This window comes from Cupriavidus sp. FW305-27, from assembly GCF_058787995.1.
In genome coordinates, this window is sequence record NZ_JBYTAG010000061.1 from 24,879 (window position 1) to 43,679 (window position 18,801).

Consider the following 18,801-nt stretch of genomic DNA (forward strand, 5'->3'; position numbering starts at 1 on the left):
TAAGGAGACACCGGTCATGAAAAATTCGATCGCGCTGCTGTTCTGTGCATTGGTCACCACAGTCTCGATGCCGTCTCACGCCAATGACAGCACGACGCCCCGTCGCCTCATCGTTCCCTATACCGCGGGCGGAGGCAGCGACACGCTTTCCAGGGCAATCGGCCAGAAGCTTTCTCAGGTACTGGGCGAACCTGTTGTCGTTGAAAACCGGCCCGGGGCAAACGGCTACATTGCCGCTGGCGTTGTCGCCAAGAGCCCACCAGACGGCCGTACCTTGCTTGTCGGCGGCAATGCGCTGATTATCGGGCCGATGTTGTACTCATCGCACAAGCTTAATGCGTTGAAGGATTTCACTCCTATTTCCAGTCTGGTCAGAGTGACTCTTGTACTGGTCAGTAGTCCGGGCCTTCCGGCCAACAATGGCCGAGAATTTGTCCAGATGGCGCGAAAAGAGAAAGGCCTGAGCTACGCCTCGCCGTCGCCGGGCATCATGTTTGCGACCGAGCAAATCAAGGCGCTGGCCGGTTTCGACCTGATGCGCGTGTCGTACCGTGGCGCACCGGAAGGCTTTATCGATGTGACTTCTGGAAGGGTATCCGTGATGTTTGACAGCGTTGCCGCGGAGCTGCCAAACATCAGATCGGGTCGCGCCAAGGCTCTTTTGGTTACCGGCGAAAACCGCCACCCTCTCCTTCCGGACGTACCGACGCTTGCTGAATCTGGCATCCCAGGCTACGTAGAGGACAACTATATCGGCATACTTGGTCCGGCCGGCATGGATCCGCACGTCGTCGATACACTGAACGCCGCATTGCTCAAGGTCCTCCGAGACCCTGAATTCAAGGCCTTTGCAGAAAGGCTGGGATTTCTCCCTTCACCTGCATCTCCCAAGGCCTTCCGGGATATGCTCGGCGCGACCACAACGCGGTACCAACAGATTGCCAATCAGCTCGACCTCAAGCCGGAATAGAGAAGCCACATGCATTGGTGCGAATAGCCTGACGTGTCTGTCCCCGGGCACATCGGCTCGGGGCCGCGCTGGGCGCAAGCCGTGCGGCCCCGAAATCGAGCAGCATTTCGACGGTCGCCAGACAGTTCCAGGGGGATCGGTGGCGTTTAGTCCACGAGGAAACGTTCGCACAGCAGGGCCCAATACGCCGCACCGACAGCAATGTTCCCATCATTGAAGTCGTAGCCGGGATTGTGGACCGAGCAGCCTCCGGCCTTTCCGCCTTCGCCGTTTCCAAGCCACAGGTAGCAGCCAGGCACGGCATCCAGCATGAAGGCAAAGTCCTCACTGGCGGCAATGGGCGACGCCTGGCAGTTGACGTGGCTCGCGCCCAGCAAGTCCAGGGCGACCTGGCTTGCGAACGCCGTTTCGGCCGGCGTATTCACCAGGACTGGATACCCGCGCTGATAATCGACCTGCGCCGTGACGCCATAACTCTGCGCCTGCGCGGATACCAGGTCCCTGACACGCTGCTCGATCCGCTCTCGCACATCGCGGTCCAGTGCGCGGACACTCAGCCTGAGCACGGCGTGCGAGGGAATGATATTGGAGACGGTACCGGCCTGGAACGCGCCCACGGTAATGACCGCCGCTTGCAGCGGATCGACATTGCGCGCCACGATAGTCTGCAAGGCCATCACGATGGAGGCGCCGGCCACGACAGGGTCGGCCGCGTGGTGCGGGATCGCCGCATGGCCGCCGACGCCTTCCAGCGTGATGGTGACGTTGTCGGCCGAAGCCTGCGCCGCGCCCTCGCGCAACAGCAGACGGCCCGATGCGGTGCCCGGTACGTTGTGCATGGCGAAGACGGCATCGCAAGGGTACTTCCTGAACAGTCCGTCCTCCATCATCTTCTTTGCACCGCCCAACCCCTCCTCTGCCGGCTGGAAGATAAGGTTCAGGGTTCCGCTGAAGTCGCCGCGCCGGGCGAGGTACTTTGCTGCGCAAAGCAGCATGGTGGTATGCCCGTCATGCCCGCAGGCGTGCATCACGCCGGGATGGCAGCTGGCATAGGGGAGCCCTGTGGCCTCCTCCATCGGCAGGGCATCCATGTCGGCGCGAATGCCAAGGCTGCGGTTGCCCGTACCGCGTCGCAGCCGGCCGACGACCCCCGTTGTCCCCAGCCCGCGCTCGACCTCATAGCCCCATTCGGCGAGCAGGCTGGCCACCATGTCGCTGGTGCGGTGTTCCTCGAAGCCGAGCTCCGGATGCCGGTGCAGGTCACGGCGAACTGCTACGAACTCTTCGGCGCTGTCCCGCAGCGCGGCCAGGATGGGATGCATGTCGTCCTTATTGCGGCTGCAAGCCGATGGCACGGGCAATGCCGCGGTATTGTTCGATGCTCTGCTGATAGGCCTTCTGACTTTCGGCAAGCGACACCGGCTTGGACGCAGGCAGGTTCGCGGCATCCAGGCTTGCGCGCACCGAGGGGTCGGCCAGCGTATGCACAATCGCGTTGTGCACCGCCTGCACGACAGGCTCGGCAGTGTCCTTCTTCACGAAGATGCCAGCCCAGGTTGAATAGTTGAAGCCTCGCAGCGCCTTGCTCTCATTGACGCTGGGGACCGACTTCACTGCCTCCACTCGCGTAGGCGACAGTACGGCCAGCATCCGGACCTGGCCGGTGCGCATGCGTTCGATGTCAGGCTTGCCAAATGGCGAGATGAAGATATCGACGATTCCGCCAACGAGGTCCTGGATCACGGGCGCGCCGCCCTTGTAAGGGACGTGAGTCATCGGCGCTCCGATGGTTTGGGACATGTGCGCCCCCAGGAGGTGATAGAGCGAGCCGATGCCGACGCTGGCGTACGTCAGTGGTTTGCCGGCCTTGGCTGCCTGCGCGGCATAGGCGGCGAGTTCGTCGACATCCTTTACCGGCAGATCCCTGCGCACCAGGATGGCAAGATCGACAGTGCCGACCATATGCACCAGCCTGAAATCTTCGCTCCTGAATTTGATTGCGGCATTGGCCAGCGGCGTAGTGATGAGCTCGCCGGGCCCTGCCTGCAATAGCAGGTGGCCGTCGGCCGGTGCATGAAGGACCTTCTGCGCGGCAATCGCGCCACCAGCTCCCCCGAGGTTCTCGACGATGACTGGCTGCCCGAACTGCCGGGCCAGGGACCCGTTCAGGTTCCGGGCAACAACGTCGGAGAGGCCGCCCGCCGGGAACGGCACCATCAGCGTTACCGGCCGGTCAGGAAAGCCGTGTGCCGGCGCCAGCCCTGCAAAAAGCAGTGCTGCAACCAGGCCGCCGAGCCAACGGCGGCCAATGTTCTTGAATCGGGTCATGGCGGTCTCCTCAATGCGTGTTCTTGTGGAATCGGATCGTAAAGCGCCGTCCGGCATGCGTCCAATGCATTATCGGTCTAAAATTTATTCAAAAATCTCATCTATAAGTGCGCAATGCATCTCAAACATCTCAAGCATCTGCTGATGGTGGCGGATATGGCGTCCTTCAGCCAGGCGGCACAACGCCTGCACCTGACCCAGTCCGCGCTGAGCCGGAGCATCCAGACGTTGGAGGACGAACTGGGAGGCCGCCTGATCGACCGGCACGGCAAGCGCAATGTGCTGACCCCATTGGGGGAGCTGACTGCAAACCGGGCCCGGCGCATCGTGTTCGAGGAAGCGGAACTGCACCGCAGCGTCGAACTGTTCCACCACCACCACCTGGGTGCCATCCGCGTCGGGCTGGGCGCGGGGCCGGGCGCAGTGCTGGCGACGCCGTTTCTCCGATACATGGCCAGGCACCATCCCGGCATACAGGTCAGCGTGTCGCTTGGTACTTCCGATGCGCTGATGATCCAGCTGCGTCAGCGATCGCTTGATGCAGTCATCGTGGAGGTGAGCAGCGTGGCGCCAGCAACGGACCTTCGCCACGAACTGCTGAACGCGTTGCAGGGCCGCTTTATCTGCCGCACAGGACATCCGCTTGTGCAACAGGCTGCCGGCGGAGACGCCGTATCGTTTGACGATGTCATGCGTTATCCGCTGGCTTCCGCCCCGCTCAGCACGGAAGTCGCGCGCAACCTGGTGAAGCGCTTCGGTCCACGCGCGGATCCGGAGCATTGCCTTAGCCTCAGGTGCGAGAATGTCCGGAGCCTGGTCGAAGCTGTGCTGGATTCCGACGCGATACTGTTCAGCATCGTCGCCGCAGTGCGTGCGGAGATTGCCGCAGGAAAACTATGCGAACTGGTCACGACCCCAGCGGTCGATGATGGCCCCCGCTATGCCTCTTTCACCCTGGCGGGGCGGACCGAGGCGCCCAGCATGGAAATATTCCGGAAATTCACGGACGAGCATTTGCGTGACTAGCCGCCAGGCGAGCTGTTCCCGATCGGCAGCGTTATGCTTGAATCCATTCAGGGCAATGATGTGCCTTGTCGATGCACAATAAGAGTTCCTTGGATCACCCAACCTCCACTCCGAGACCGGTACCGGAGCCGTCCCGTGAGTTCCCGTTCCTTATTCAAAAGCGGATGCCGGTATGCCAAGGCCCCAGATCCTGACCTATGTCGACGCCGGCGCTTCCGACTGGACCGCATGCCTGATGCGGACCATCGGGCACCAACTCCACGCCAGCACCTACGAGAACCGTGCGGTGATGGCAGACGACATCCGGCACGACGCCACGCTGTTCGATGGGGCGGTGCTGTTTGTCTTGCCGGGAGGCGCCGACCTTCCCTACTGTGCAATGCTGAACGGTGCCCCGAACGCGCGCATCCGGCGTTTCGTCGAACAGGGCGGCGTCTACCTCGGGATTTGCGCGGGCGCTTACTACGCATGTCGGGAACTGGCGTTTCACGCCGGCACCAGGGGCGCAATCTGCGGCCCGCGCGAGCTGTGCTTTGTCGACGCCGTGGCAGTGGGCTCGCTGCCAGAACTGACTGACGGCATGCTGTATGACGGCACGCCGCGTACCACGGCCGCGGTGAAACTGCGCACCACGGACAGCCTGACCGATGTCCCGATGTCGCTATACACCCACTACCATGGCGGCTGCCGCTTTGACTTCGGCGACGCTCCCGGCGCTGACACGCAGGTCCTGGCCGTCTATGCGGATATCGATGGCACGCCGCCGGCCATCGTCAGTTCACGGGTTGGCAAGGGCCGCGCGGTGCTCGCCGGCGTCCACCTTGAGATCTCCGAGCGGGAGTGCAAGGATGCGCTGCGCGGACACAGCGATATGCGTGAACACCTCCATGTCTGCGACCGGCTGGCGGAGACCGGCGATACACGCCTGGCGGTGTTTCGCCGGTTGCTGGCGCACGCGGGGCTGGTGCTGAACTGAGCGGCGCGCCCTACCCTTTGGCCGGCATTCTTAGTGAATTCACACAATGTTGACCAGCCGCGTCCCCGCCGTCAGGAACGTGCCTGCGGCCGCCTGCCACGTTACGCGGCCGCCGCGATGAGCATGGACTTGCATCTCCATCTTCATGGCTTCCATCACGGCGATCAGATCGCCTTCCTTGACCTCGTCGCCAACTGCGACCTTCCAGGTCTGCACGGTGCCGGCGATCGGGGATGGCAGGTCGGCCGGGTCAGTAGCGGCGGCCTGGGCCGGCGCCGCGGCGCTGCCTTGCCCGGGCGCGTCGGCGAGGCCGCGCAGCAGCTGCGCCGGCAGCCCCAGCACCATGCGGCGGCCGTCGATCTCGATGGCGGTGCGCAACAGGCTGGCATCGTGCCGGGGCTCGGCACGGGTGGCCGCTGCCAGCGGTTCGGCGAAGTCGGACTCGATCCAGCGCGTGTGGACCCTGAAGCCATCCGCGCCGAGGAAATCTGCGTGGTCGATCACCGCACGGTGGAACGGCAGCACCGACGCCACACCCTCGATACGGAACTCGCGCAGCGCACGGCGTGCGCGCGCCAGCGCCTGTTCGCGCGTGGCACCGGTCACGATGAGCTTGGCCATCAGCGAGTCGAATGTGCCGGGGACCACCGAGCCCGACTGCACACCCGAGTCCACGCGCACCCCGGGGCCCGACGGAGCTTCGAAGGTCTGCACCGGCCCGGGCGTGGGCAGGAAGCCGCGGCCCACGTCCTCGGCGTTGATGCGGAACTCGATTGAATGGCCCAGCGGCGCCGGGGTTTCGGTAATGGAGAGCGGCAAGCCATCCGCCACGCGCAATTGCTCGACCACCAGGTCCACGCCGGTGGTCTGCTCGGTCACGGGGTGCTCCACCTGCAGGCGGGTGTTGACCTCCAGGAAGGAGATCGCGCCGCTGGCGCTGAGCAGGAATTCCACGGTGCCGGCACTGGTGTAGCTGGCCGCCGCGCAGATGTCGCGGGCGGCGGCGTGGATACGCGCGCGCTGCGCGTCGGTCAGGAACGGCGCGGGGGCTTCTTCGACCAGCTTCTGGTTGCGGCGCTGCAGCGAGCAGTCGCGCGTGCCCAGCACCACGACATTGCCATGCTGGTCGGCCAGTACCTGCGCTTCGATATGGCGGGGCTTGTCGAGGAACTGCTCAACGAAGCATTCGCCGCGGCCAAAGGCAGTGACAGCCTCGCGCACGGCGGAGGCGTACAACTCCTCCACCTCATCCATGCGCCATGCGATCTTCATGCCGCGGCCGCCGCCGCCGAAGGCTGCCTTGATGATGATCGGCAGGCCGTACTGCTCGGCAAAGGCCAGTACCTCACTGGCATCCACGACCGGGTCGGGCGTGCCGGCGACCAGCGGGGCGCCAACCTGCAAGGCGATCTTGCGCGCTTCCACCTTGTCGCCCAGCCGCGCAATCGTGGCGGGAGACGGGCCAATCCAGACCAGGCCGGCATCGATCACGGCCTTGGCAAAGGCTTCACTTTCCGACAGGAAGCCGTAGCCTGGATGCACGGCATCTGCCCCGCTGCGCCGGGCGATATCGAGCAGCTTGGGAATGTTCAGGTAGGTGTCGGCCGGACGGTCGCCATCCAGGCCGTAGGCCTCGTCGGCCAGCCGCGCGTGCAGCGCGTCGATATCAGCATTGGCATACACGGCCACCGACCCGACTCCGTAGTCGGCACAGGCGCGGATGATGCGGACGGCAATCTCGCCACGGTTGGCAATCAGGACTTTCTTCATCGCAAATCTCGGTTGGGGCTTGTGCGCTCAGGCGGCAGACGATCGCTGCGCCGACAGTTGCAGTTCTGACGGTTGAAGTTCTTCGAAGGCGCCGAGCGGGTTGAAGCGCAGCCAGGCGCCAACCGGAATCTGTCCGGCGCGGTCCAGGTGGTAAGGCGCCACGGCCCCGATCACGGGGTAGCCGCCGGTCAGCGGGTGGTCGGCCAGGAACAGCACGGGTTGGCCGCTTGGCGGCACCTGCAACGCACCCAGGGCGGTGCCCTCGCTGGGCAGCTCGCCGGTGATGGCGCGCTCCAGCGGCACCTCGCCGGCCAGGCGCAGGCCCACGCGGTTGGATTGCGGGGTGACTTGCCAGCGCTGCGCAGCAAGGCGCGCCACGGACTCCGCAGTGAACCAGTCGGTGCGGGGACCGAGCACCACATCCAGCACGACGTCCTGCTCCACCGTGGGCAGATCGGCGGCAGGCAACCCGGGGGTGCCCACGACGGCGCCGGCCGGTGCGGGCAGCAGGTCCAGCACATCGCCCACGGCCAGTGGCGCGGGACCGACCTTGGCCAGCGAGTCAGTCGCACAACTGCCCAGGACCGGCGTGACGGCAAACCCGCCGCGTGCTGCCACATAGCTGCGGGCGCCGGCAAGAGGCTGACCGATGCTCAGCGTGTCGCCATCGGCCAGCGCCACGGCCTGGTGGTTCGGGACGCTCCATTGGCGACCATCGGCAGTGCGCACCGTCAGCGCCGCATCGGCGCCAGTGACAGCCAGCACGGTTTCACCCACGCTCTGCAGTTGCAGGCCGCCGCCCACGGTCTCGAGCGCCGCGCCGTCGCTGCGGTTGCCGACCAGGCGGTTGGCCATCTTGAGGGCGGCCTGGTCCATCGCACCCGAGGCCGAGACGCCCTGCCCCGCCTGGCCGTGCCGGCCCAGGTCCTGGAACACGGTCTGCAGCCCGGTGGCCCTCACCTTCAGCGCCGCGGCAGCAGCCGCCTTGTCCGTCGGCAACGGCTGGCGCGCCGGGGCGCCGGCGGCGATGGCGCTGCCCGCATCGAGCACGCCATCGAGCGTGGCGATGTCGATGAAGCGCACGCGATAGCCGGGCTGCAGCAGCGCAGGCTGTTCGCGATTCAGGTCCCACATGGCCACGGGGGTAACCCCGATGATCTGCCAGCCGCCCGGGCTGGCCTGCGGGTACACGCCGCTGAAGGTGCCAGCCAGGCCCACGGCGCCGGCGGGAATACGCGTGCGCGGCGTACTGCGGCGCGGCACGTCGAAGCTGGGATGGCCGCCGCTGAGATAGGCAAAGCCTGGCGCAAAGCCGGTAAAGGCAACGGTGTATTCGCTGCCGGTGTGGCGGCGCACCACTTCCCTGGGCGTGATGCCAAGCAGCTGGGCCACCTCGGCCAGGTCCTCGCCGTCATAGCGCACCGGAATCTCGACCAGGATGTTGCTGCGCTCGACGCGCTGCGACAGGTCGCGCGCGGCGATGGCCGATACCAGCGCGGCGGCGCTGATGGCCGATGGGCGGAAGTGAACGAGGATGGTGCGCGCGGCGGGCACCAGCTCCGCCACGCCGTGCACGGGATCGCGCTGCAGCGAGGCCAGCAGGGCCAGGGTCTGGTCCAGGTCGGCCAGTTCCACCAGCAGTGCATTCGAAGTGACGGGCAGAAAACGCAAAACGAGCTCCGCAATGACCCGGAGGTCCTAGACGTGATACGTGCTGTCTGGCACGTCGGTAATGAACATGTGGCCCGGCGCATGCGTCACGGCGAACGGCACGCCTGACGCCATCACGGCCGCCTGGGGCGTGACGCCGCAAGCCCAGAACACCGGGATCTCGCCCGGCTCGATACGCACGGCGTCACCAAAGTCAGGCCTGGCGAGGTCGGCAATGCCCAGCGCGGCCGGATCGCCGACATGGACGGGCGAGCCGTGCACCGACGGGAAGCGTCCGCTGATGGAAACCGCATCGGCAACCCGATGCGCAGGGATGGGCCGCATGGACACGACCATCTCGCCATGCAGGCGGCCAGCCGGGCGACACTGGCGGTTGGTGCGGTACATCGGCACGTTGGAACCGTCGGCGATATGCCGCACCTCGATGCCTGCCTCTTGCAGCGGCGTCTCGAAGGTGAAGCTGCAGCCGATCAGGAAGGTGACCAGGTCCGGGTGCTCAGTCCACAGGGGCGTGGCATCCGCCACCTCCTCCGCCAGCTTGCCGTCGCGCCACACGCGATACAGCGGGATATCGGTGCGGATATCGGCCCCTTGCGCCAGCACGGTCTGCTGTGCACCCGCTTCGATCACGTCGAGCACGGGACAGGCCTTGGGGTTGCGTTGCGCGTACAGCAGGAAGTCCCAGGCCCAGTCGCGCGGCAACGCGATCATGTTGGCTTGCGTCATCCCCGGTGCAATGCCGGCGGTAGGCTGTACCGTGCCGGCACGGTAGCTTGCGCGCGCTGCGCGCGCGGCGTTCACGGCGGCGATGCGGGTGCGTTCCAGTGCGGAATCTTGCATGCGTGTTGCTCCAGTGTCTTGGATCAGATCAATGCGCGGCCTCGGCCCCGGCTTCGGCGAGCAATTCGCGCCCTTGCGTTTCCGGCAACAGCAGGCAGGCGATAACGACCAGCCCATAGGCGCCGGCGGCGAGATAGCCGATGGCAACCCCCAGCGACATCGATGCGCTCATATGCCCGATCATGGCCGGGAATATGGAACCGACCGCACGGCCAAAGTTGTAGCAGAAGCCCTGGCCGGAGCCGCGGATATGGCTCGGATACAGCTCCGTCAGGTAGGCCCCCATCCCCGAGAAGATCCCGGACAGGAAGAAACCCAGGGGGAAACCCAGCACCAGCATCGCGGCGTCGGTGATCGGCAACTGCGTATAGCAGATCACGAGGAAGGCCGCGCTCACCGCAAACAGCATGAAGCAACGCCGGCGCCCCAGGCGGTCGGACAGCCAGGCGCTGGTCAGGTAGCCGGCGAAGGACCCGGCGATCAGCACCATCAGGTAGCCGCTGGTGTTGAGCACGGAGAGATTGCGTTCCATCTTGAGGTAGGTGGGCAGCCAGGTCGTCACCGAATAGTAGGCACCTTGCATGCCGGTCGCCAGCAGGCTTGCCAGCACCGTCACGCGCAGCACGCCGGGCTTGAAGATCAGCATGAAGTTATTGCTTTGCCCGGTGCGGGCCAGCTTGGCCCTGGTTTCCTGATACACCTCGGGCTCGGAGATATTGCGGCGGATATACAGGATAAAGACCGCCGGCAGCACGCCGGCCCAGAACAGCACGCGCCATGCGTATTGCTGCTCGAACACGGCATAGACCGCCCAGAATGCAATCGCCGACAGGCCCCAGCCGATGGCCCAGCTGCTTTGCACCAGTCCGACCGCCTTGCCACGGTGGCGGGCCCGGATCATCTCGGCGATCAGCAGGGAACCGACTGACCATTCGCCGCCAAAGCCCAGGCCTTGCAGCATGCGGGTCAGGAACAGTTGCTCGGGGGACTGGGTGAAGCCGCTCAGGAACGTGAAGAAACTGAACCAGAGCACGGTCAGCTGCAGGATCCGCACGCGACCATATTTGTCGGCCAGGATGCCGGCCAGCCAGCCGCCGATGGCCGAGCTGATGAGCGCGCCCGTCGCGATGTAGCCAGCCTCGGCCTTGGTCATGCCCCACACCAGGATGAAGGTGGGGATCATGAAGGTGTAGATCATGTAGTCGAAGGCATCGACCCCATAGCCGACGAAGGCGGCAAAGAGCGTCTTGCGCTCCGCCTGATTTGTTTCTTTAAGCCACATGGTTGCGCTCACTATGGATAAGGACAAAGCGTGGACAAGGCTCGTCGCGATGTCTTCACGACGAAGTTCCGGTAGCGAGCAAGACCACTAAGACAGCGGCCCCGCACCCCAGCCGCTGTTTAGCAAAACACATGCCATGTTCATCTATCTGCACGTATGACTCAACCACCGTGACATATTGTTGAACAATATTGGCTGAGGTTCGATTCTCGTATACACCTAAGTCACGTCTGCAGGGCAGACTTCGCACCAATCTTGTGCCTATTGTTCAACAAAGTGAGATAACATCGCCGCACGGGGCATGCCTGAACCTGTCGCCCCTGACGCAAGCCAACATGACATCCAGTACTGACGTAAGAAACCTGGCCGAGCGGGTCACGGAGCAGATTCGCCAGCGCATCGTGCATGGCGAATTCGCGCCCGGGCAGCGCTTGTCGGAAGCCGCGCTTAGCGAGAGCCTGCAGATCTCGCGCAACACCTTGCGCGAGACCTTTCGCGTGCTGACCAAGGAAGGCCTGCTCAAGCACGAACCCAACCGCGGGGTATCCGTGGCAATTCCCAGCATTGCGGCCATCATCGACATCTACCGCGTGCGCCGCATGATCGAGTGCCAGGCCATCGCCCAGGCCTACCCCAGCCATCCAGCCAGGAAGCACCTGCGCGAAGCGGTGGAAATGGGACTGCGCTGCCGCGACAGCGGCGACTGGCAAGGCGCGGGTACCGCCAATATGGAGTTCCATATGGCGATCGTGGAACTGGCCGACAGCGAGCGGCTGAACGTGATGTTCGCCCACCTGCTGGCCGAGCTGCGCCTGGCTTTCGGCATGCTGCAGGATCCCGAATTCCTGCATGGCCCATATGTCGAGCTGAACCAGCACATCCTGCAGTTGTTCGAGGCGGGCAAGCTCGCAGAGTGTGCCGCAGCCCTCAACGACTACCTGGTGCAGTCCGAGCGCATCGTGCTGTCGGTTTGCGCCCGGCACCCGATTTTCAAGGGGCGTTGAACGCCGGTGCGGCGCATCCATGCATAGCTGCTGCACGCCGAGCCGCAATGGCCCCCGCCTGCTCAAGATGCGGAGCCATGCATTGTCGTCGGTAAGGCGCCAGTGTCCTCACTTCACGGCAAGCGTAAACGGCAGCAGCAGCGCATTCACAAGCAGCAAGCCATAGACGACCACCGCCGCCGCCGGGATGGCGAAACGCGTCCGATCCTGTGCGCGCGCGGCACGGCGCGTCCACAGGAACCCCGCACCCATCACGACCAGTCCTGAAAGCAGGCTCTCCACGGCAAGGGCTGCCGGATGGGACTTGTCCGGGCGGCTGTTCTTGTTCTCGGCAACGGGAGGCGCTGTGGCTTGCCAGACAGGCAGCGTTTCAACAGCCGGAGCCGTCGGCCGTGTTGGTTCGACGGGTTCCGGTCCAGCCGCCTCGGCAAGCGGCTCTGCCGGCGGCGGCTCTTCTTGCACGCGCTGCGTCGGCGCAGGGATCTGCGTTGAGGTCTGCGAGCCCTGCGCGGAAGACACCGCAGGCGGCGGTGCCGCCTCCTGGCTGGCGGGTGGCGACACCGCCGTTGCTGCTTGATTCGCGGAGTCGGACCGGCCCGGTGCGATTCGCATCGAATCCCGCTCCCGCCAGAATTTCGCGAACATGCTTTCCAGGCAGCGCACCGAGCCGCACGCATCGCGCCGGCCGCGCCACGCCGCGATGTCCGAGTCCAGGATCCTGCCCTTGCGCAGCATCCTCTGCTGCTCGGCGTAAATGCGCTCGTAGCGCTCTGACAGCCTGGGGGAATCGCAGATCAGATGCCGCGGGCGCGCCTGCGGACCGGCCTCGTCCGTCGCAAGGCTGCATCTCACCCCGGAGCCATCCGGATTGTTGCAGCGTACGGGGGATTCGCGCGCAATTGGCTTGCAGACGATGTCAGAGGCCCACGCGCCGCTTGCGGCAGTAAGGCCCGCTGCTACACCCACGGAGACAATGGTGGCCAGGCGCCCTGTGATCCTCTTCATCATGATGCCCCATCAAAGCGGCCCAAGGCTTTCAAGCTAGTCGATAGTTGCCGGGTATTCCAGGCACGCAATGCGGGGCGCGCGCGGTAAGCCACCTTGCCCGGCACCGACAGGTCCGGATGCGTCGCGCGATGAACAATGCATTGCGAAGCCGCAGCAACTTCTCACGCCGCGAGATTTCATGGCATTCTCGATACCCTCCGACACAGCCTCGCCTTCGAAAATTTCCCGAGCGGAATCATGCACATCAAAGCGAAAGAGACTCTCATGGACACTTCCAGGCCTTCCAGCCAGCGCCGCAACCTTTGTTCGATCCTGGGCATTTCCACGCCCATCATCCAGGCGCCCATGGCCGGTGTCAGCACAGCGGCCATGGCTGCAGCCGTGTCAGAGGCCGGCGGGCTGGGCTCGCTCGGCGTCGGGGCAATGGATGCCGAAGCGGCGCGAAAGACAATCCGCGAGACACGAGCGCTGACCGGCAAGCCATTCAACGTCAACCTGTTCTGCCACGCCCCCGCCAAGGCCGATGAGGTGCGCGAGCAGGCCTGGCTCAGCTACCTTGCCGCCCAGTTTGCCGAGCACGGCGCGACCACACCCGCCAGCTTGCGCGAGATCTACAGGAGTTTCGTGGCCGACGACGCCATGTTCCAGATGCTGCTGGAAGAAAAGCCAGCGGTTGTGAGCTTCCATTTTGGCCTTCCCGCCAAGCAGAAAATTGACGCGCTGCGCGCGGCCGGCATTGTGCTGCTGGCCAGTGCAACGTCCCTGCATGAGGCCCGCCAGATAGAGGCCGCCGGCGTGGACGCCATCGTCGCGCAAGGCATTGAAGCTGGCGGACACCGCGGCGCCTTCGACACCGATGGCTACGACGAAGGCCTCGGCACGCTGGCTCTGGTGCGTCTTCTGGTGCTGGGCACGAAACTTCCGGTGATTGCCTCGGGCGGCATCATGGACGGGGCAGGCATTGCCGCGGTACTGGCTCTCGGGGCAGAAGCCGCCCAGCTTGGCACCGCATTCGTCGCCTGCCCGGAGTCATCTGCCGATGCCGCCTATCGCGCGGCGCTGACCGCGCCCCAGCCGCGCGCGACCACGCTCACCCGCGCCATATCGGGCCGCGCGGCCAGGGGCTTCACCAACCGGCTCACGGCACTCGGCGCCGCCGCCGACGCACCTCCGGTGCCGGACTACCCGATCGCCTATGACGCGGGAAAGGCGCTTCACGCCGCTGCCAAGGCCGCGGGGAGCGCTGAGTACGCGGCGCAGTGGGCCGGGCAGGCAGCGCCGCTGGCCAGGTCCCTGCCGGCCGCGGAGCTGGTGGCGCAACTCAGGTCGGAGCTCAGGCAAGCGATCCTGCGCATGGCGACGTTTGCGGACCCGCAGGACGCAGCCTGAGCGTATCTATAACAATTATTTGAATGTACTGACTGCCGGCTCTACGATGGCGCAACCCAACGTCGCCACTCCCACGAGGCCCCATGCATATCGCCATCCTGACCTTCGAAGGCTTTAACGAAATCGACTCGCTGATCGCGCTCTCCATCCTCAACCGGGTCAAGCGGCCCGGCTGGCGGGTTTCGATCGCCAGTCCGGCGGCCAAGGTGCGTTCGCTGAACGGTGTGGTGATGGAGGCGCAAGCATCGTTGGAGGACGCATGCAACGCGGACGCTGTGCTGGTGGGTAGTGGGATACGAACCCGGGAAGTCGTCGCCGATACCGCGCTGATGTCGCAACTCCGCTTCGACCCGACGCGCCAGTTGTTGGGCGCGCAATGCTCGGGCACGCTCATACTAGCCAAACTGGGCTTGGTGAACGACGTTCCGGCCTGTACGGACCTGATCTCCAAGCCATGGGTAGTGGAGGCAGGCGTGGCTGTGCTCGATCAGCCGTTTGTCGCCAGGGGAAACGTTGCAACCGCCGGCGGATGCCTGGCGTCGCAGTACCTGGCCGCCTGGTTCATCGCCCGTCTGGAAGGCGTCGAGGCTGCACGCAACGCGATTGACTATGTGGCGCCAGTGGGCGAGAAGGTGGCCTACGTGACGCGCGCGATGGCGAACATTGCGCCGTTCCTCTGATGTGCGCCCCGGTCGAGCCGGCGCGCCAGCTAAGCCTGTAGCCGCAATTCCTGCAGCAGCGTCGGTACCAGCTCCGACACCGTCGGATGGATGTGCATCGCGCGGCTGATGGTGGTATAGGGTGCCTTGGCATACATGATGTCGAGCAGTGAGTGAATCACCTCGTCGCCGGTCACGCCGAGGATCGCGGCGCCCAGGATCATGCGGGTATCGGCGTCGACCACGACCTTCATGAAGCCCTGGCTCTCGCCCTTCTCCACGGCTCGCCCGACGCGGCTCATGGGGCGAGAGCCGACCAGCAGCCTGCGTCCGGATTGCCGGGCTTCTGCTTCCGTCATGCCGGCGCGGCCGAGCGGAGGGTCGATGAACATGGCATAGGCTGCGATGCGGTCCGTCACCTTGCGGGGATCGTTGTCGAGAAGGTTGGCAGCGACGATCTCATAGTCGTTGTACGACGTATGCGTGAACGCTCCGCGGCCATTGCAGTCGCCAAGCGCCCAGATGCCGGGGACATTGGTGCGCAACTGTTCGTCTACCTGGATATAGCCGCGGGCGTCGGTCTCCACCCCCGCCTGGTCCAGCCCCAGGTCCTCCGTGTTGGGCACGCGCCCGACCGCCAGCAGCAGGTGCGAGCCGTGGACGTCGCGCGCCCCGTCCGAACAATCCAGCCCGACCGCAATGTGGTCGCCTTCCCTGCGCGCGCTCAGGCAGTTGGCATTGAGCCGGATTTCGATCCCCTCGCGCTCCAGGATCTCCAGCACCGCCTGCGACACATCCTCGTCTTCGCGCTGGATCAGGCGCGAGCCTTTTTCGACAACGGTCACCCTGGCCCCAAAACGCCGGTACATCTGGCCAAACTCAAGGCCAATGTAGCTGCCGCCAACGATGATCAGGTGCTCCGGCAGGAAATCCACCTCCATCATGCTCGAGTTGGTCAGGTACGGCACCTGGTCCAGCCCGGGCATGGGCGGAACCAGGGCCCGGCCGCCGACGTTCACGAAAATCCGGTCAGCTTCCAGCAGTTCGCCGTTGACCCGCACGCTATGCGCGCTTTCAAAGCGGGCATGACCTTGATACACCGTGACGTTCTCCAGCCCGCGCATCCACTGTTCCACACCGTTGCTGGAACGGCCGGAGATCTCGTCCTTGCGTGCCTTCACCTGCTTCATGTCGACGGCGACCGGCCCGCCGATGGTCACGCCGTACTCGGCAGCCCGCCGCGCCAGTTGCGCTGCGTACGCGCTTGCGATGAGGGTTTTGGTGGGAATGCAGCCGGTGTTCACGCAGGTGCCGCCAAAACGCGCGCGCTCGATGACGGCCGTTTTCATGCCCGCGCCGGCCAGCCGCGCAGCGAGTGCGGGACCGGCTTGTCCGGTGCCGATGATGATCGCGTCGAATCCTTGAGCCATCACGATTCTCCTTGCCTGGTATCGCAAAGCCACAAGGTACTTTAGATGGTGCGACGCTGCCCTGCCAGCTACGCGTAGGCGTCGACGCCCCGCACCAGCAGCCTGGCCAGCCGAGGCCGTCGCAACTGCTCCAGCCACCATTGCAGCGCGCGGCCTTCGTGATCGCCGCGCCAGCCCACGTAGAGCAGGTTGGGCTCGCGCGGGTCGGCGGTGCGCTTCTCTATCAGTTCGCCGCGCTGCAGCAGCGAGCCGACCCGGTGCCTGGGCAGCCAGCCGATCCCCAGGCCATCGCGCTGCGCCAGGGTCTTGGCTCGCACGCTCGGCACGGCCAGCAAGCGCTGACCACCCACCATGCCGTAAGCGCGGCCGCCCGTGAGGCGTGATGAATCTGCCACCACCACGGCACGATGGCGGGCGATCTCCTCACGTGTCAATGGTTCGCGCGCGGCCGCCAGCGGATGCCGGGGCGAGACCGCAAACACCCATTCGATCACGCCCAGCTCGAACCACCCCAGGTTGGGGATGGCGGGCGGCTCGTTGGTGGCACCGATGACCAGATCGGCGCGGCCATCCCGCAGCGCTTCCCAGGTGCCGGCCAGCACTTCGTGTGTGACGCGCAGCGCCACGCCGGATTCCTGCGCGTCGAACGCATGCATGACGGGCATCAGCGTCTCGAATTCCATCAGCTCGTCGGTCACGATCCACAACCGGTCTTCCCAGCCATTGGCGACCTGCCGCACGCGCTGTGTGACGCGCGCGACATCCTGCGCAAGCCGGGCGGCTTCTTCGGTGAGCAATTCGCCGGCGCGCGTCAGCTGCAGGCGGTAGCCGCGGCGGTCGAACAAGAGTGCATCAAAGCGCTGCTCCAGCTGCCGCGCGGCGTGCGACACCGTGGACGGCGCCTTGCCCAGCCTGGCCGCCGCGCGCGACAGGCTGCCGGCCTCCCGGATGGCCTCCAGCAGGGCCAATTCGTCCTCCGACAACATGTGCAACTCCTTCGAACGTGTTCGTCGGATTGATCGTATGGCAAACCGGAGGCCAGCGCCCATACTCCAGTCACGCAATTGTTCAAATTCACCTTTCCCGATTGGAGGACATCATGAATCGCTTCGAAGGCAAGACCGTTCTGATCACTGGCGGCAACAGCGGCATCGGCCTGGCGGCTGCCCAGGCATTCGCCCAGGAAGGCGCCCGCGTGGTCATCACCGGCCGCGACGCAGCGGCACTGGAGGGCGCCCGCGCCACGCTCGGCAACGAGGCCATCGCCATCCGCAACGAAACCGGCACCGTGCAGGCCGCGCGTGACCTGGCTCGCCAGCTGACCGACGCAGGCATCCGCCTGGACGCCGTCTTCATCAACGCCGGCATTGCCAAGTTTGCCGCCGTTGCCGATGTGGACGAGGCACTGTGGGACGCCACCTTCAACGCCAACGTGAAGGGCGCGTACTTCCAGATCCAGGCGCTGCTGCCGCTGCTGAACCGGGGCACGTCGATCGTGCTGAACGGCTCGATCAATGCGCGCATCGGCATGCCGATGTCTTCCGTGTATGCCGCCAGCAAGGCAGCACTGATCTCGCTTGCCAGGACCCTGTCGGGTGAGCTGGTCAGCTCGGGCATCCGGGTAAATGTGGTCAGCCCCGGGCCGGTGACGACGCCGCTGTACGGCAAGCTGGGCCTGGAAGCCGACACCCTGTCGGCCACTGCCGCGCAGATCCAGAGCCGGATTCCGCTGGGCCGCTTCGGCCTGCCGGCGGAGATTGCGTCGACGGTGCTGCATCTGTCGGCGCCCGAATCGGCCTTCATCGTCGGTACGGAAATCATCGCCGACGGCGGCATGAGCCAACTGTAAGTCAATGCCTCTGCGGGCCGCGGCGTGGGCGCGGTCTGCGCATGAGGTGGCCCATCCTGCCTGGAGCAGCTTCATGAACCAATCCATTGCCTTTATCGTCCATCTGCCGGGCAAGCCCGAGCGGCGCGCTGAGCTAGAGTCGAGACTGCTTGATGTCCTCGAGCAGATGTCGAAGGAGCCGGACTTTATCAACACGTATCTGCACCGCTCGCTCGAAGATCCTGACACCCTGGTTCTCTATGAGAACTGGGCCTGCAGCGAGCAGCATTTCAGGGACCACCACCTGAAAGCGTCCTACCGGCGCGAATACGAGGCGGTGCTGGCCGATCTGCTGAAAGCACCACGCACGCCGGAGTTTCTAACGCCGGCGATGTCTCGCCTTGTGCCAGCGTGCCGGCCGGATCTTCACGCTTGATCAGCGCCGAGAAGGCATTTTCGACATCCTCGGTCGCGCGCAGCACAGTCTGACGGCATAGTCATGTCGTGATTGGTGATTTCCATGAATGGGCGAAGGCTGCTCAGCCAGCCGTCTGGTGCGCAGCGCGCTGGCGCTCATAGACCTGCAGGTGGCAATATGCCGCACGGCTCAACGGAAGCTC

General features: G+C 65.1%; 17 protein-coding genes. 8 read left to right on the plus strand and 9 right to left on the minus strand.

The features are described from left to right. The first annotated feature begins 16 nt into the window (after positions 1 to 16). Complete coding sequence (locus tag AC3WRI_RS25240; protein ID WP_011617455.1) at positions 17 to 970, plus strand: tripartite tricarboxylate transporter substrate binding protein; 954 nt, start codon at positions 17 to 19, stop codon at positions 968 to 970. A gap of 146 nt (positions 971 to 1,116) precedes the next feature. On the opposite strand, the gene AC3WRI_RS25245 is transcribed toward AC3WRI_RS25240, so the two are convergent. Continuing rightward, positions 1,117 to 2,292, minus strand: a complete 1,176-nt coding sequence (locus AC3WRI_RS25245) for a M20 aminoacylase family protein (protein ID WP_010810229.1) — start codon at positions 2,290 to 2,292, stop codon at positions 1,117 to 1,119. Positions 2,293 to 2,299: 7 nt separating this feature from the next. Continuing rightward, entirely contained in the window at positions 2,300 to 3,298 is a 999-nt protein-coding gene (locus AC3WRI_RS25250) for a Bug family tripartite tricarboxylate transporter substrate binding protein (protein ID WP_010810230.1), read from the minus strand. A gap of 114 nt (positions 3,299 to 3,412) precedes the next feature. Between AC3WRI_RS25250 and AC3WRI_RS25255 the strand changes: the two genes are divergently transcribed. Both AC3WRI_RS25255 and AC3WRI_RS25260 read left to right on the plus strand, forming a co-directional pair. Beyond that, complete coding sequence (locus AC3WRI_RS25255; protein ID WP_041688156.1) at positions 3,413 to 4,324, plus strand: LysR family transcriptional regulator; 912 nt, start codon at positions 3,413 to 3,415, stop codon at positions 4,322 to 4,324. A 172-nt stretch (positions 4,325 to 4,496) separates the two neighbouring features. Further along, positions 4,497 to 5,300, plus strand: coding sequence for a BPL-N domain-containing protein (locus AC3WRI_RS25260; RefSeq protein WP_011617457.1), 804 nt, complete (start codon positions 4,497 to 4,499; stop codon positions 5,298 to 5,300). 39 nt (positions 5,301 to 5,339) lie between these two features. Here the strand turns inward: AC3WRI_RS25260 and AC3WRI_RS25265 are convergent, their stop codons facing one another. From AC3WRI_RS25265 to AC3WRI_RS25280, 4 genes are read right to left on the minus strand one after another with little or no spacing between them, the layout of a single operon-like run. After that, positions 5,340 to 7,070, minus strand: coding sequence for an acetyl/propionyl/methylcrotonyl-CoA carboxylase subunit alpha (locus AC3WRI_RS25265; RefSeq protein ID WP_011617458.1), 1,731 nt, complete (start codon positions 7,068 to 7,070; stop codon positions 5,340 to 5,342). 27 nt (positions 7,071 to 7,097) lie between these two features. Further along, complete coding sequence (gene pxpB, locus AC3WRI_RS25270) at positions 7,098 to 8,741, minus strand: 5-oxoprolinase subunit PxpB (protein WP_011617459.1); 1,644 nt, start codon at positions 8,739 to 8,741, stop codon at positions 7,098 to 7,100. 27 nt (positions 8,742 to 8,768) lie between these two features. Then, the gene (locus tag AC3WRI_RS25275) at positions 8,769 to 9,581 is read right to left on the minus strand and encodes a putative hydro-lyase (RefSeq protein WP_010810235.1); all 813 of its coding nucleotides are present in this window, start codon (positions 9,579 to 9,581) and stop codon (positions 8,769 to 8,771) included. Positions 9,582 to 9,609: 28 nt separating this feature from the next. Then, on the minus strand, positions 9,610 to 10,863 hold the full coding sequence (locus AC3WRI_RS25280) for an MFS transporter (protein WP_010810236.1): 1,254 nt from the start codon (positions 10,861 to 10,863) through the stop codon (positions 9,610 to 9,612). Positions 10,864 to 11,198: 335 nt separating this feature from the next. Here AC3WRI_RS25280 and AC3WRI_RS25285 point away from each other — a divergent pair, with 335 nt between their 5' ends. Further along, a complete protein-coding gene (locus AC3WRI_RS25285; protein WP_010810237.1) occupies positions 11,199 to 11,867 on the plus strand; it encodes a GntR family transcriptional regulator in 669 nt (222 codons plus the stop codon). Between the two features lie 108 nt (positions 11,868 to 11,975). Here the strand turns inward: AC3WRI_RS25285 and AC3WRI_RS25290 are convergent, their stop codons facing one another. Further along, on the minus strand, positions 11,976 to 12,875 hold the full coding sequence (locus tag AC3WRI_RS25290) for a GntR family transcriptional regulator (protein WP_051398573.1): 900 nt from the start codon (positions 12,873 to 12,875) through the stop codon (positions 11,976 to 11,978). A 264-nt stretch (positions 12,876 to 13,139) separates the two neighbouring features. On the opposite strand from AC3WRI_RS25290, the gene AC3WRI_RS25295 reads away from it, so the two are divergent. Both AC3WRI_RS25295 and AC3WRI_RS25300 read left to right on the plus strand, forming a co-directional pair. Next, entirely contained in the window at positions 13,140 to 14,264 is a 1,125-nt protein-coding gene (locus tag AC3WRI_RS25295) for an NAD(P)H-dependent flavin oxidoreductase (protein WP_010810239.1), read from the plus strand. Positions 14,265 to 14,347: 83 nt separating this feature from the next. Next, entirely contained in the window at positions 14,348 to 14,944 is a 597-nt protein-coding gene (locus AC3WRI_RS25300) for a DJ-1/PfpI family protein (protein ID WP_011617461.1), read from the plus strand. A 29-nt stretch (positions 14,945 to 14,973) separates the two neighbouring features. Here the strand turns inward: AC3WRI_RS25300 and AC3WRI_RS25305 are convergent, their stop codons facing one another. Together AC3WRI_RS25305 and AC3WRI_RS25310 are read right to left on the minus strand one after the other, a co-directional pair. Next, positions 14,974 to 16,353, minus strand: coding sequence for an FAD-containing oxidoreductase (locus tag AC3WRI_RS25305; protein WP_011617462.1), 1,380 nt, complete (start codon positions 16,351 to 16,353; stop codon positions 14,974 to 14,976). Positions 16,354 to 16,421: 68 nt separating this feature from the next. Continuing rightward, positions 16,422 to 17,339: a LysR family transcriptional regulator gene (locus AC3WRI_RS25310; protein ID WP_010810242.1), complete on the minus strand. Its 918-nt coding sequence runs from the start codon at positions 17,337 to 17,339 to the stop codon at positions 16,422 to 16,424. Positions 17,340 to 17,452: 113 nt separating this feature from the next. On the opposite strand from AC3WRI_RS25310, the gene AC3WRI_RS25315 reads away from it, so the two are divergent. Continuing rightward, positions 17,453 to 18,202: an SDR family oxidoreductase gene (locus tag AC3WRI_RS25315; RefSeq protein WP_011617463.1), complete on the plus strand. Its 750-nt coding sequence runs from the start codon at positions 17,453 to 17,455 to the stop codon at positions 18,200 to 18,202. A 73-nt stretch (positions 18,203 to 18,275) separates the two neighbouring features. Beyond that, positions 18,276 to 18,617, plus strand: coding sequence for a putative quinol monooxygenase (locus tag AC3WRI_RS25320; RefSeq protein WP_010810244.1), 342 nt, complete (start codon positions 18,276 to 18,278; stop codon positions 18,615 to 18,617). Positions 18,618 to 18,801 lie beyond the last annotated feature (184 nt).